The following is a 15,176-nucleotide window of genomic DNA, read 5'->3' as shown; positions in this document are numbered from 1 at the left end:
TACAGCGTTAAAATATAGCCAATTATTTAGTTGCCTTTATGAAATCATTTCCCTCTCTTTATTTTACAAATTTTTTTCTGGTAGGCGGCACAGGCTTATTAACCACCTATTTAGCACTCTACCTTGGTCAGCATGACGTCTCAACGTTTTGGATTGGTCTGCTTACCTCGTGCTACTACCTTGGTCTGCTATTAGGTTCTAAATTAGGTTATCACCTCATTAAATCGGTGGGACATATTAGAGCGTTTGCTGCCTGTACAGCAATAGTAACCGCCTGTGTTGCCAGCCATGGTGTTAGTGATAACATCTATTTTTGGCTCATGCTTCGTTTTGTTGTTGGTTTAGGCATGATGTGTAATTACATGGTGCTAGAAAGCTGGCTAAATGAGCAAGCCGCCCCCGAACAACGAGGGCGAGTATTTTCGTTTTACATGCTAACCTCTTATTTAGGGATGGTAGGGGGGCAGTTTGCACTGTCGCACTTCCCAGAGCTTGGCTATGCACCACTGTTTTTGATTTGTATTGCACTGTCGTTTGGTATAGTACCAATTTCGATCACTCGCCGGATCCACCCAAAGCCTTTAAAGCCAATACAAGTCAGTCTTTTAGGCTTTTTCAAAACTATCCCGCAATCATTAACAGCGGTATGCTTTGCCGGTGTGATTAATGGCAGCTTTTATGGCCTAGCCCCCACTTTTGCTAGCCAAGCAGGGCTAAGCGCTGAAGAAATCGCCATGTATATGGCGGTAACTATATTTGCAGGATTGTTAGCTCAGTGGCCTATGGGGATCATCTCCGACAAAATTAGGCGCAGTATTCTCCTGCGCACCAATGCATTGATGATCGGGCTTATCTCGCTTGGACTGTTTTTCTTGCCAACACAAACCCCCTTGAGCTATTGGCTAACATTTGGCTTTGGTTTGTTTGCTTTTACCTTATATCCATTGTCGTCTGCATTAGCTAACTCTCGTGTTGATGATGAGCATAGAGTTGGCGTGTCGTCGGCTTTGTTAGTTGCTTTTGGTGCCGGAGCTTGTATCGGCTCTGCAAGCCTAGCTCAGGTAATGACCCATTTTGGCCCCCACTCGCTCTACGCTACATTCGCTGTACTTACGGTGTTGATGTACGCAACTTTAACCTACATTAATGCGCGCCAAAAAGATGAGCAACCAGAGCCTACAGACTATGTGGCTGCAACGTCAGATATTACCAGCTCCCCTCTTGCTGCAACGCTTGACCCTCGTATTGAAGACAAGACGGCGCAAGAGCAAATGCTGATTGTTGATGGCCATATTATCAATACCGATATCTTTTCTGATGAACAAATGGCAGAACCCAACAAGCAAGAAGAAACAGAGCAAGATGCTTGCAAATAACCTTACATGCCCTGTTCATAGAGCTACAACTCGTTTTTAAGGCTTAGCGTAGGTCTGACCGTACAGGGTAATCAGGATGTTCAACCTTATCTATTGCCCACACTGCGGGGATCGGCGGCTCGCGTCTTTGTTTTATTTGCTCAACAAGAGCGTGTAAATCTGCTGTTGGCTCTTGATAATACTCAGCCCATCCTGTTGGCACATCTATAGGGTTTGCAGCCTTTATCACATGTGCCATCCACTGCTTTCTTAATTCAGCCCATTCCTTACTTTGGGCATTACTTTCGATGATGCCTGCAATAGGTCTTAATTCAATGTAAATGGTTCTGCGCACACCCGCTGTTCGTTTAGGTTCAGAGCTATGTAAAATCATCATATCTTGTACCAATATATCACCCGCGCTGGCATTTTGTTGCACGACACCTGGAAGCTCCCAGCCATGCGTACTAGAAAGTCCGTAGATATCTTGAACACTGTGTTGAGTATTGGGTACATAACGTAAGCAGCCATCATCTATGTCAGCATCATCTAAATACACGCCGACATTTAAATAAGGATACATGCGAGAATGCGGTGCGCCTTGATGCCACGCCACATGAGGGTGTGGATGGGGATATTTGTACAACATATCTACCTGCATAGGCACACACCCTAAGCCACATAAAGAGTTGCAAATAGCCATCATTGTTGGCGTGCTAAGTAGCTCTATGACCAGCTCTGGTGCATCAAAAAGTAAATCATTATAGCGAAATAGCTTAGGCTCCCCAGATTCTGTTGATATGTAAAACTGATCTCGCACAACATTATTAGCAAACTCATGCTGAGCTGATTTCTCTAGCTCTAAAGATAGTGTTCGCAGTCGTGCTAATAGGCTTTGATTCACTCCATTTTCAAATCTTACAAAGCCATTTTGTTTGTAAAAGTCCAACTTGTTTTGGCAGATTTCAGGCATGTATAACGTCCTTATATTATTCAAAATTAATTAAGTGTAATAATAGTAGAGCAAGCACCATATAAGGCAATGATCTTAGTTACCATCATGAACACAAACACATTTTTAAAACATAACCGCTAAACAGCTACGGCGTCTAATATCTAAAGTGGCCGCCATAAACATCGGGTGGTTATACTCGCCACAGAACTTACACCTTTGCTAAGCAATCGAATTGTTCAGGCTGATGAATACTTAAAATTACATTTATATGTACTTGAAATAACATTCAATGCACTGTCTTCAAAAAACTCATACAATACTGCGCATGTAAAAGTTAAAAAAATCGACACTATGGTCAAACGTTTTAACCTTGTAAGTAACTTTCTTCGAAAGTCTCTTTGTTCTCTTGACACTTTATTCCAATCTCTAATTGAACTTTTCAAGCCCTACAGTTGAAGGAACCAGTTTATCCCACTTTTCATCCCAAGGAATAACGACCAACAAATTACTTCCCATAAATGTTAATTCAGCACTGAACTGGCGGATACTTTTAGTTTCAATCATCCCAACAGATATAAGAGACAAGAGGCTCCAATCAATAACAGAAGCAGGCTTTTCTGGATACCTCATAAAGTGAACATATATACCTTCGTTATCAACAGTACAAAAAACACGGGTTAGTATGCTTTCTACTCTGGCAATACCTTTTAAAATATCCACTTCAGCATTGCTTGATACTACCTCATGACCATTTAATAATTTATACCAATCCGAGTAGCCACATATACTTAGAAGCTTCTTAATAATTCGTCGCTCATTTGTAAGCTTAAAAATAACTCGTACAAACCAGATACAAAATAAGCACGATGCTATTATTAAAAATATTTTTATGTTCTCCAAATTCAAGTGACTGTCCTTTTTAATTACTACTGTGAGAGTTAAAAATATATATCGCTTGGCGCCAAGAACATCCAAAATGATTGACTTTTATTAAAAATATACATTGCGGTCATAAACAATGTAATGATTACCAATAATGCAATCAGCATGCTTTTTTTGGTACAGCTCTCAGAAGTGATAAATTCACTCGTCTTTAATGTCAGTGTTACCACTGGAAGTATACCAATCAAAAGCACGACTCCAGTAAAACTGTAAAACCTTTCTGGAATATACAATAGATCGGAAATAAAAACATAAACCACTGTTTTAATTACCATTAAATTAAGACAAACTTGATAATTTACCGATTCTTCACTATCAATCATTTTGGGCTGCTCATTCTTGCTTAACGAAAAAAGAAAGCAGAGCACTAGATTAAAATAAAAAAACATAGAGAGCATTCCTACACTGTTAGAGTCCCAAAAAATAAATTCTAAAAGTGTGGTTAACATAACTAAAAGCGCTGATATAGTAACCGTTTTCTTATTATAATAAGAAATAAATCCCATTAACTTTCCTCGCAAATAATACTAAAAACAGATTACTGCCCCCTCTAATCTCTACTTTGTGCTTAGATTTTTTCGGGTCATACTTTAAATTCAGTGACTATCCTTTTTAATTAGTGGTCAAGCCGACAAAGGCCAAACGCTCTCAATATTATCGAAAATATGTACTTTGCATGGTGCCTGCTCAAGTTGAGATGTTGCGTTACCTGAATCAGCAAGTTTATGGAAGAGACGACACAAGCCAATAGAGATGAAACCTGTGTACTTGATTACAATTGACACACCCATTTGAGCAGCACCAGATTGAATCGCTTTATGCGAAATTTAATATCCCAAGCTTTAGAGGCCAGCACGTTCGTTCACGCTACAATCCTGCCATTTGCTCAGTAACTGTTATACCCACTTTTGTTAGTCTATCCTTACGCCATTCTAACCACCACTCAGTAGCATGATTGGTGATAAATTCTCTGTATTGCACTAGGCTCTGATTTGTACCTTGATTGTGCTGTAACTCTAGTAGCAATAATGCGCTATTAAGACTAAGCCAATTGATATGCTGTCCACGGCCAAGATTAAAGGCTGTTTTGCCATACTCAATTGCTTTGTCGGTGTCTGCAAGCTCTCTATAGTATTTGGCGTGTAGCCACGCAGAACGTGCAGGTTCGGTTATTTTTTTGATGACTGTAAGTGCCTTATCTGAGCGCCCTTCTTTTAAATAGATTTGTGAAAGCGCATCTGCTGATGAGAAAAACACCCAATAATTATCAGGTGTGACCGGTGCATCTAGTACAAGGTGGTAAAACTTAATTCGCTCACTAAGTGTGTCAGCAAACAGTGCAAAGTGATACATCGGTAGCATATAATGAGAGTCGTCTAATTGATATTCCGCCAACAAGGTTTTTGCCTGCATCAAGTAGTCCATGCGCTCTTTTTTAAAGCCAAATTTACTCGCCTTAATAGACAGTAAAGTATACGCCCGGATCTCTGCAACAGGCTTTTTACCTAACCTCGCTAAACTAGCCGCTTTGTACAGATGATGACGAATAAATTCATAGTCTTCTTTGGTGTGCGCCACAGTGTGTGCAAGCTCTGCAATAGATTTATTCACCTCAGCCTGCAAATCATAAATATTCGCATCCAAAAACAATAAATCAGCCTGCTCAAAATAACTTTGCGCACTAACTGGCTCACGCTTAGCTTGCAGTAAACGCCCCTTTAACCATTTGCCATAGCCATAATATAGTGGATGCGTAAGTTCACTTTGCGACAACAGCAAGTCAATGTTACCGCTGGCTGCATCAAAGCGTTTTTCGTCAATAAGGTGTTCAATTAGGGTGGGTAAAGCATGTAACGAGCCACCTAAGTGCTCATTAATTAAGGTTAATTCAGCGGACAGCAGTGAGTCTCTTTTTTGATTAAAATAGTTGCTGTGCGACAGTGTAGCTACCAGCGCTTGGGTTTGACTCACTAAATCTGGCATAGACACTCCGTAGAGGTAACTTGTCCAGCTTCTTTGCGGACCTTGCACAACTAACTCAAGTAAATACGGGAGCTGCTTAGCTGTCGCGCCATCACCATTGCTTTTCAAAACGCCCGTAAAAGCGAGCTCTCTTGTTAACCCTAACTGCTGATATTGCATGTATGGCGAGTTTATAAAGCTGCGAGTGTCAATGTTAAAATGAACATTTACAAAATCAAACTGATTGTTTAACTGCTCAAGTTCAGTGGCGAAATGACGAGGGCTGTCGGCAGTAAAAGGGATATAAGCTAACGTAATATTGCTATCCGATATCGACCGTGACGCGATTGAATTCGAACTCTGCTCATAGCCCTTGACCCAGTATAAACCGAACGCAACAGTCATCAGCAAAAAAACACCTACGATAGCCGGTATGTAGTTCGTTTTTTTAGCGCGCTCTGCTATATCGCTTTGAGGTATTTGAACAGCCTTTGAAGAGGGGGTTAAAGACGCTTTAAATGCGCTCGTAGCATCAGTGTTAGTACTTTTTTTGCGCTCAATGTCATTAGGTGATGTTGAATGAGTCAATGCCAGTTGCCATTGGTAACCTTTTTTAGGAAACGTTTTGATTGATGATTCCCCTAAAATCGCACGTAGTTGGCTGATGTTTTGAAAGACAACCTGCTCCGACACTACTTTACCTTGCCATACCTGCTCCAAAATATCGTCTTTGCTTAGCACTTTATTTGGATGAAAAATGAATAATGCAAGCAGTTTGGATTGAGTACTATTGAGCGGTACGATTTGTCCAGCCTTAAACAAGATAGTTTGTAATTCATCAAACTCATATTCTAAAAACTGGATCATGCTATCGAAAACCTGTGTGCATCATTGTAATTAACATGGCAGTACTACTCTTAAACAGCCCAAGACCACCCAAGATTACAGTAATCAGGGCTGAATTCAATCACGAGTTAGGCTAACGTAGCAATTGACGTCAGCGCTATAGCTTCTTCAAATCAATCCAATTTAGTGATAGCTGCGTTCTTTCACCGATTGGCTGTATTGACAGCGTATTCTGACCTTTTGGCAGTGTCACAACAACCTTGTTAGGGGTCTGCCAACCACTTTCGCCACTTGTTGAGATCTCTTTGAGTAATTGATCATTCAAGTACAAACCAAAGGATAACGTACTCCCATCGTGAAAAACCCTTGGTTGCAGGGTATATTTACCTGCTTTACTCACCGAAATACGATAGTCAGCTTTGGTATTGTGCACGTTCACATAAATAGAGTCTTGTTTAGGTTCAAAAACTGAACTGTGTACAGTCACTTTCTCCCCATAACTAAACACCTCGCCTTGAATACGAGTCGGCAAAACGTGAACATATTGCACATTAGAATCAACCGTGTTTGATGCTAAACTATCACGCTCCCCATAGTGAGCAACCACCTGATATCTAGCCTTATTTTTAATTGGATTCTGATCAACGAATTGGTTTGTGCTTATCCATTTGGCAATGACTTGCTCACTATTTGTTACAAGATCACGGCGAACCACTGAGTACGTTACACCTAGATTAGCGGTATTTTCTTGCCAATTTAAAACAACTTCCGTACCGTTATCTTTAATGGTGAGCGCCTTCACTTGATGCGGATAATCAGCTATTTGCGCATGCACAATTTTTACTTGCTGTTGGGCTTTGCTTAGCCCTTTAACAAACTCCGCACTACCTAATTGTGCAGGTTTTTCTTTCCCCTGTGTATCAATCACCAAGCGAAAGCCCTCGATTGCAGCAAGGAAATCAACTGGCATTTCTACACGCTTATCCAGATCAGGTACCTCCCAATGCCAGCTGCTGCCCTTAGCGATGCGAGATGTGCAGTTTTCTGTGCTTACAGCCGCACCTCCTTGTACAAACCTTTGCTTGCCATCAACGTAACAATCAGCAACCACTTCTTGAATATTACCAAGCAAATCATGCACACCATATTTGTCTGCCTTATACAAACCAACTGTGGCAGACAAAATCTCTCTATCGGTACAGTCTTCAATTTGGTACACCGGTGTATAAGGAGCCTGATAAATTTTTTCCGTCATTGCTTTTGCATGCCTGTCCGCTAAATTTGCGATTTCACATACCTGATGGCGTTTTTTACCTTGCTCTGACACGTATTCGTCATACCCACCTGTGCGCATCACATAAAGCCACTGCGCTTCTGACATTAACTGGTATCTCTTACCGGTTTTTTTAGATAACCAAGCTGCGTAATCCTCAGCCCCTTTAATACCAATACAGACTACTGGATGGTATTCTGAAAGATTAAAAAAATTGTTATTCCAAGCACCATCTTTTTCGCCTGTGCCAAACCAACGAGGCCCAATTTTATGATTGCACGTTGTTGGCGCCTGATAGCCGGTATCTTTAACAAATTTGCGAAACTCGGCTACCGTCAGCTCATATTTTGCCATTTGAAACGGCATCATACTTACCTTGTACCGTTCGTTATTTGTGTGATCCTTTGCCATAAAACTCCCTGCGGGAATGCTTGCAGTTGGAGGTTCAAAGAATACAGCTGATTTGCTACCGGCAAAGACTTGGCTACACCATATAGCCATGATTATTGGAAGAGTTTTATTATTCATTTTGTGCTCCATAACACTGTGTTGTTGTTAGATACACAGTAGATAACGCACCGTTTTGAATCTTATTAATTTTCTAAAAAATTTATCTTTGCTAATTTAAGCAATAAAATCAAAGACTTTAGATTTTTATAAACTTAAAGTTGTGTTAAATAGTATCAGTTTAAAAATACAGAGAATAAATCAGCACTTTAAACACTGAGCGTTTGCCTAAAGTGCCTTAAACAGGGGATTAACTAGATGTTTGTAATAAAGCCATCGCATTGCCAGGTCGATGAAAAAACTATAGCTACAGGGCGTTTGCCTACTGCAGCCAACTTATTACTTATTTTTGCGCTTTACAGAATGCTCGGTAGTGCTTTCCAAGCTTAGAAAGGGCGTACAAGTAGCTCCTGACTGTTTTTGTTTCTTTTAACATCTCATCATTGAGTGTTTTAAATTGCTTATATGCTTTTTTAATCGCATCTTTATTCTCAAGGTAGCCATCTGTAACTCCCGCCCCATACACTCGCTCGTAATCCTCTAAAGTGAGCTGATCATATAAATCATCCTCTTTTGCCAAGTTTTGCAACTGCTTGCTCTGCTTATCTAGCGTCTCGATTTCCTGCTGACATTGACAAAGCTTAGGAGTCCATTTTGCTGAAATTTGTAACTCTTCTAAGTAAATTTTATCTTGCGAAAACCTTCTAGAAAGGACCTGTGAAATAGTTAAAATTTGCTCTTGAACGATACCAATGTAACGAATACACAGAGCCGCCCTGTCTGGGTGTGATTGACCTGCCGCGCCTCTCAGTTTTGCGATCCACTCAACCAACTTATCGTACATAGGCAGCAGATCATCAATGGCTCGCTGCACCGTGTTTGAGTTGTTGACATATTTCGTAGAAGAGATGAGTTCATTGAGCGATAAAGAAGTATCCAGAATTGTTGTCTTAACAGATTGAATTATCTTGTTGTTTTGCGCTTCATTCGTTGACACAAAACCAGCCTCAATATTGTCTTTACTGTGAAATGAAAAGTTTGCAGAGCCAACATATACTGCCTCAGAGGTCCCTATGATCTTAGCGTGTAAGAAACGATTAAAATATACCTCGACCCCATCCAAGTTCATCAATTTGAAAAAGTTGTTTTGCGCATACTTTGCTGGAAACTCACTGAGTCGGTCCAATTGCTCAGCAAAAGGCACTGGATTCAAAACAATAACAACACGTTGAAAATGGCGGATAAAACCCATTAGAGCGTCATCAAGGTCAAGGTTAAATGTTGATATATAAAGCGTTTTATCATAGCTGCCGATATGATTTTGCAAATGGCTAAAGTTAAACCCACGATGATCCATGACAAACTGAGGATTGTTCATTATTTCGTCCTTTAGGTTAAAAGTACCTACGTAACAATTGATAATTTAAGTAACTAGTTCAAAAGATTATGAAAACAACAACGGCGAATCAACTGTTAAAGTTGCAACTTGACGAGATATTGATGTTGGGTTCCATTTTAACAAGGCTGTCCTACAGTTATGTATCACCTTTATCATAAATTCTCACATCCAGTTATTGTGGAAGCTGCTCTGTAACTTTCTCAAATTCGAGTGACTGTCCTTTTAAATTCCTGCAACTACTTGAACTTGTTTACCCTAAAGGACACCCGTTAGTAAACAATGTATTGGGAAGTGACGACAGTTTAACAAAAATAACTATTGAAGATTTAAAGGCTTACCATAAACAAAACATAGCCCCGCAACTTGCTAAACTCTACGTTGCCGGCGCTGTTAAGCATAACCAAATTAAACAGTCTTTGGCTCAATTAACACGCGATTGGCAATCTACATCTAGCACTCTGCCCGCACTGCCTGAACCGACAAAACCAAGCTCTGCACAGGTCTATTTTTACGATATTCCCGGCGCAAAACAGTCAACATTACTGATAGGGCAACCATCTTTAAAGGCAAATGATCCTAATTACTTTAAAGCTGGTGTGATGAACTATATGCTAGGTGGCGGTGGCTTTGCTTCACGTCTAACTCAAGAAGTGAGAGCAAACAAAGGTTATACTTATGGTATTCGTTCTAAATTCAACGCATCCTCTCGCTCTTCATTATTTGAAATTAAGACCAACGTACGCAGCAATGTCACTGTTGAATCTCTGATGCTCACGAAAGATATCGTTGAACAATACGCAAATACATTCAGCCAAGCTGATTTAGCAACAACCAAAAGCTATTACAAAAAAAGTAACGCAAGACGCTTTGAAACACTGGGCGCTAAAATGAATTTATTGGAACAAATTGGTGCTTTAAATTTACCGCACAACTTTATTCAGCAACAGAGTGAACAACTTGAATCTCTCACAGTCAAAGAGATACAAACACTTGCACAACAACACATTATCCCTAATAGACTGATTTATATTGTTGTAGGTGATGCAAAAACGCAGGCCAAACGACTCGATAAATTGGGACTTGGAGAGGTGGTTATGCTGAACTAAACTGCAAGCGGCTTTGCAAACAAATAAAGATGGGTGTCTTGTTTATTTCAGACTTGCCTGTCTTTTTCATGTTGTTGCCATCAAGCTGCCTATCTTTAAATCAGATAATTACAAGATAGGCGGTGACCAAAAAAACAAGCAAATAAGGGTGGGGTCTTGATTGTTTTCTCAAGGGATATGAATTTAAATCAATTACTCTGACCCTGTGCGATCCCCAGAAAATCATTATACGTTTCAATAATCATTTTCAGCTCCCACATTTTGAAGCTGCTTAATTGCATTTAAGCAGCTTCGCATATACAGCCTTACGCCTTTATCTACAGCGACACGTTGACCAATAAATTGTAATGACAGTATGTTCCCTGTTTTTAAAGAGTTAGCTTGGTACTGTCTATGCCTTAGCGAGGTGTAGGAGATTAGGTTGACTTATTGAGGTTAAGTTAACAGCGTTTTACTGCTTTTTATACTGCTTCGTCGTTTATGTTGTGCGCGTTCACAGTACATATCTAACGAATGTGCTTTGCCTACGGCACCATGAAAAACACGTTCAAATTGGGTGGTCAGTTTTAGCCAGTTTTCGGCCTGAATATTGAGACGCTGTAGAATCGGAGCTTGGTGTGATTCTATGTGCCCTCGTTTATCTGCTCTAATGCTCTTGCCTGTGAGTTCAACCAGCTCAAGGTAAGATTTCAGCTCAAAAGGTAATCCTTTTGGCATATGTTTTCTGGGACTACCTACAAAGCGGGCGAGTGGTTTAGGTTGTTTGCCTGATGTGGCAGCTTCACAGCGTTTTTTGATGCTGGTATGTTCTGATTGTTCTGGGGTCCGTGCCATTTTCGCGCGTATTGGATTTAAATCTACGTATGCCATGCAGGCCATCAGTGCTGCGTCGTCTAACAGCGCTTGGCTTTTAAAGCGCCCCTCCCAAAAGTGGCCTGTACATTTGTCTTCTTTGTTGGCACGACGGGCTATGTGCTCGTTTAGCACACGCATAAACCAACTAATATCCGCCAGTCGTTCTCGATAATCTGCAATGGTACGATTTAAAAAGAATTGTTGAGCCTTATCTAGCTTGTCGCCTTGTAGGTATTTCTGTGTCAGCAATGTGCCTTTAAACAATTTACGCCAACGTAGTAAAATAGCTCTATCACTCAATCTTTGTGCTTTTTTATCATCTACATACAGCACAATATGAGTGTGATTACTCATCACCGCATAAGCACAGACATCAATACAAAACACCTGCGCTAAAAACAGCAAGCGTTCCTCTACCCAGCCTCGTCGATGCTCATACGATTTGCCAGTGAGTTTATCTTCGCCACACAAAAACGCACGGCGAACACAACGCGAAACACAATGATAATACTTAGTATCGGATAGGCTGATTTGACACTTCCTTGCTAATCCCATCGTTCACTCCTTGAACTGAGAATTGAAATGATTTTGAAGAACTCAAAGTATAGAAAAGTCACTCAAACTTTCAAATTCGAGTGACTGTCCTTTTTAATTATTATCGTTCACTCCTTGAACTGAGAATTGAAATGATTTTGAAGAACTCAAAGTATAGAAAAGGCACTCAAACTTTCAAATTCGAGTGACTGTCCTTTTTGATTATTGTGGGGATCGCACAGACTCTGACCCCATTGATTCGAGTGACTGTCCTTTTTAATTTTAATTATTTAGGCAAAGCACTCAAGGTTTCAAACTTGAGTGCCTGTCCATTTAGTTCCAGTCCATTTAGTTCTCGTTTGAGTGTTTACCCACGTTAGCTAACTTCAGTGTTTTAGATAGTTTTTCACACTTCTTAACAGCGTTAAGCTCCTCTATATATTTTTCACTAACACTTTTTTTACAACCCGAAAAGTTTCTATATTCTACATATAGCTCTATATTGTGTTCAATTCCCTTGTCATACCAAAGCTCTGATTCAACAAAGCCTTCTACAGAGACAACATTATTGATTACTGACATTCTAGAACCTGTTTTGTTCAATATAGTAGTTAACCTGTAAAACTCATAGTCCTCGTATATCTTAGGCAGCTTTATGTAGGCCGCTCCAGAACCTTGTGTTTCTATTAATGATATATCTATATACTCATCAATTCCGTCTAAACCTTTAGCCATAAGAGGAGCTGTAAAAAATATAGTTATGAGCCAAAGTATAATCACTTTTACCATCTTTACTTCGCCTTGAACTCTTTGTAATAGGCCGAACGATCTCCAACGAAGTAGTTACCGCCACCTAGCGATAAATTCGTTATTCCTGAACTTGGCGCTATTACCATTTGGTCAGGATATAAATCTGCAATTGTTTGAGCAACTCCATTCTCACCAGAATAGCATGAGTTTAGAAATATCGGCTTATCTCCTTTATAACCCTTAGAAATTAGCCACCCTTTTATCTGTTTAGGATCACTGACTGGTATACCATACATTTCGAGTGCTATTCCATCTTGGTTCCCATGTGCTACAACAACAAAAGTACCGTCAGGAAAATACGAGTTTCTAATAGCCGAACCTTCACCAGCTAATAATGCTCCTGTCGCATCAGCTCCAACTTTCAATTTCCCCATTTTCAGTCTTTGCTCATAAGACCACTTAGCCCTATCCCAAGCTGACACTTTATTGCTAACTTCACCGTTAAACGCCTGAGTAAATGCACCTGATATTGCTCCATTTGCAAACTTACCACCAGATAATACTGACGCAGTACCACCTATTACTGCAGCGCCAACTATACGATGAAGCTTATACATTTCCAGAGCTGAAACATCTCCCCTTTCAATAGCGGCATTGGCACTGTTCTCTCCACCAATGTCGTTCAACATTGACTTAAATGCAGAGGTGACACCTGCAGCGACAAAACCGTGTCCAAATTTACCACCTTGAAGCTCTGATACAACACCACCAACCATTGCATTTGCAAAGATATTAGATGCGGTACCCGCTTTACCCCACGCTGCACTTTTGCCTATTTTACCAAGCGCCCAAGACTGTGCCATAGATATCGCCCCAGCTCGCAACCCTGCGCCAAAACTACCTGTCATCGCATAGGTTTGAGCACCTGTATAGGCGGCCATGGCCATTGCTGAGCACCACCCCTGACACCCAGGAATAAAGTTAAGTGCAACAACGGCGATAGTGTTCAGTACAGGAATCTTTCCTACCGCTCTTAACAGGTTCCAAGTCCCCGTTTTCTTCATCATCCATTTAACAAAGTAGCCACTGGGGTCCGTATAAGAAAGAGGATTATTCCACACATAACTATAACGGTTATAGCTCTGTGAGTTACTCGGCGCCTGAATAAACGGGTCTGCTTGTAAGAATCGACCTAATGTCGGGTCATAAATACGCCCGTTCATATGGATGATATTCAAGCCATTAAGCATCTCATGGCCTGTAAAGCCTTGGCGTTGGTAGCCTGTAAATACATCAAACTTATTCGCTGTGATTACAAACTGCTGACCAAACGGGTCATAGCGGAATGCTTGACTAATAGTGCCGCCAGTTTGCGTGTCATTCACTTCACTGATGGCAAGCACTGAACCTTGGTGGTCTTTAACCATTAGCTTATGAGTCAGTTCACCCGTGGTGAGGTTTTCAGTCACTAGCATGTTGCCTATTGTGTACTGATAGACCGTACCTGAGTTTTTGCTGATACGCTCAAATGCACCATAGTAGAAGGTTTCGCTGTCAACTTTACCCGTGGCTTCATCTTGGCCATTTAAGTAAGTATCTTTACGATAGTAACGGCTGTGTCCTGCGCCATAACGGAAGTTCACTTCCATATTCCCCGCTTGGCGAATATGCGTCACTTTATCAAACCCAGAGTAGGTTAAATGACGTGACCCGTCATTGGTCATATTACCGTTGTTATCGTAATTAAAGGTTTTACCTGTCAGGCTATCTTTATACAGCGCATGTACACCCGCATTGCCTTTAGAGCGCGATGCATCTCCATAGCTAAAGTGCCCTGTATTAGAACTACACTGACTGGTACTGCCTTTGGTAGTCATATTACCCAGTGCATCATAGCAGTAATAGGTGTTAACGCTCGCACCGCCATAGTTAAAGGTCGCTTGCTTTAAGCGATTTAAGCCATCATATTCAAACGACTCGGTACGGTCTTGGTCATATAAACCACTAATCGTACGACTATCAAGCTGACCAAAGGCGTTGTATACATAGTTTGTGCTCAGTGCTGAAGCGCTCGCGTTCAGTGTATTACTGATCCCCGAAGCACTCATGCCCGATGACAAACCGGTATAGTCATCATAACTAAAGGTTTGGCTTTGACCCCCTAGGTAGCTTACTTGCGTCGGCTGACCACGGAAGTTCATAGCGCTCACACGCGACAGTTCGGTTTTTTCTACCTGCTTGGTTTCTTCGTTATAACGCAAGCCAAATTCAGCCACCCTAAAGCCTTGCGCGTTATATTCATAACCCACTGCATAGTTGTTGCTCAGCTGCTTTAAGTAAGGACGACTTAAACCGTCATAGAAGGTGCGTTGCTGTTGAGTGATAACGTCATCGCCAACACGTGTCTCAATCACCGCCGACTCAGGACGCAACAGCGCATCATACACATAGCTTTGCTGATATACCGTTGTACCACCTGTACAGGCATGACCTGGCATCACCCATTCAGCTGACTTTGTGCCTGCAGCCATTTCATCATAACTAAAGCACCTTGATTCGGCTGCACTTGATTGCGCGTTGCTAATACGTTGCGTCACACGGCCTAGATTATCGTAGTTAATCCAAGTCACTTGACCATTGGCATCTTTTTGCCACTTTAGCTGCCCCAATGCATTGTAACGATATTCCCACG

Annotated in this window: 11 protein-coding genes; 2 read left to right on the top strand and 9 right to left on the bottom strand. The window is 41.0% G+C overall.

What is annotated here, in order from left to right; genetic code table 11:
* Window positions 1–38: 38 nt before the first annotated feature.
* The gene (locus HG263_RS04720) at window positions 39–1,376 is read left to right on the top strand and encodes an MFS transporter (protein ID WP_171624929.1); all 1,338 of its coding nucleotides are present in this window, start codon (window positions 39–41) and stop codon (window positions 1,374–1,376) included.
* A 43-nt stretch (window positions 1,377–1,419) separates the two neighbouring features.
* Here HG263_RS04720 and HG263_RS04715 read toward each other — a convergent pair whose 3' ends face one another.
* The 6 genes from HG263_RS04715 to HG263_RS04690 all read right to left on the bottom strand — a co-directional run bounded on the left by HG263_RS04715 (window position 1,420) and on the right by HG263_RS04690 (window position 9,218).
* The gene (locus tag HG263_RS04715) at window positions 1,420–2,328 is read right to left on the bottom strand and encodes a phytanoyl-CoA dioxygenase family protein (RefSeq protein ID WP_171624928.1); all 909 of its coding nucleotides are present in this window, start codon (window positions 2,326–2,328) and stop codon (window positions 1,420–1,422) included.
* Window positions 2,329–2,736: 408 nt separating this feature from the next.
* Window positions 2,737–3,216, bottom strand: coding sequence for a hypothetical protein (locus tag HG263_RS04710; protein ID WP_171624927.1), 480 nt, complete (start codon window positions 3,214–3,216; stop codon window positions 2,737–2,739).
* Window positions 3,217–3,248: 32 nt separating this feature from the next.
* Entirely contained in the window at window positions 3,249–3,758 is a 510-nt protein-coding gene (locus HG263_RS04705; protein WP_171624926.1) for a hypothetical protein, read from the bottom strand.
* Window positions 3,759–4,119: 361 nt separating this feature from the next.
* The gene (locus tag HG263_RS04700; protein WP_171624925.1) at window positions 4,120–6,081 is read right to left on the bottom strand and encodes a winged helix-turn-helix domain-containing protein; all 1,962 of its coding nucleotides are present in this window, start codon (window positions 6,079–6,081) and stop codon (window positions 4,120–4,122) included.
* 136 nt (window positions 6,082–6,217) lie between these two features.
* Window positions 6,218–7,861 (bottom strand): SUMF1/EgtB/PvdO family nonheme iron enzyme, encoded by a 1,644-nt coding sequence (locus HG263_RS04695; RefSeq protein WP_171624924.1) that lies wholly within the window; start codon window positions 7,859–7,861, stop codon window positions 6,218–6,220.
* A gap of 322 nt (window positions 7,862–8,183) precedes the next feature.
* The gene (locus tag HG263_RS04690) at window positions 8,184–9,218 is read right to left on the bottom strand and encodes a phospholipase D-like domain-containing protein (protein WP_171624923.1); all 1,035 of its coding nucleotides are present in this window, start codon (window positions 9,216–9,218) and stop codon (window positions 8,184–8,186) included.
* A gap of 305 nt (window positions 9,219–9,523) precedes the next feature.
* Here HG263_RS04690 and HG263_RS04685 point away from each other — a divergent pair, with 305 nt between their 5' ends.
* On the top strand, window positions 9,524–10,345 hold the full coding sequence (locus HG263_RS04685) for a M16 family metallopeptidase (protein ID WP_246239889.1): 822 nt from the start codon (window positions 9,524–9,526) through the stop codon (window positions 10,343–10,345).
* Window positions 10,346–10,780: 435 nt separating this feature from the next.
* Here HG263_RS04685 and HG263_RS04680 read toward each other — a convergent pair whose 3' ends face one another.
* The 3 genes from HG263_RS04680 to HG263_RS22270 form a co-directional block, all read right to left on the bottom strand.
* Complete coding sequence (locus HG263_RS04680; RefSeq protein ID WP_171624922.1) at window positions 10,781–11,755, bottom strand: transposase; 975 nt, start codon at window positions 11,753–11,755, stop codon at window positions 10,781–10,783.
* Window positions 11,756–12,082: 327 nt separating this feature from the next.
* Window positions 12,083–12,523 carry a hypothetical protein gene (locus HG263_RS04675; RefSeq protein WP_171624921.1) on the bottom strand — a complete coding sequence of 147 codons (441 nt, stop codon included), beginning with the start codon at window positions 12,521–12,523 and terminating at the stop codon, window positions 12,083–12,085.
* Window positions 12,524–12,525: 2 nt separating this feature from the next.
* Window positions 12,526–15,176, bottom strand: a 2,651-nt coding sequence (locus tag HG263_RS22270) for an RHS repeat domain-containing protein (RefSeq protein ID WP_171624920.1), incomplete at its 5' end; no start/stop codon positions are given.

Origin of the sequence: Pseudoalteromonas caenipelagi (assembly GCF_013140855.1) — a bacterium.
GTDB classification, from domain to species: Bacteria; Pseudomonadota; Gammaproteobacteria; order Enterobacterales; family Alteromonadaceae; genus Pseudoalteromonas; species Pseudoalteromonas caenipelagi.
Note: the sequence above shows the minus strand (reverse complement) of the source record. Positions and strands in the feature narration are given on the sequence as shown.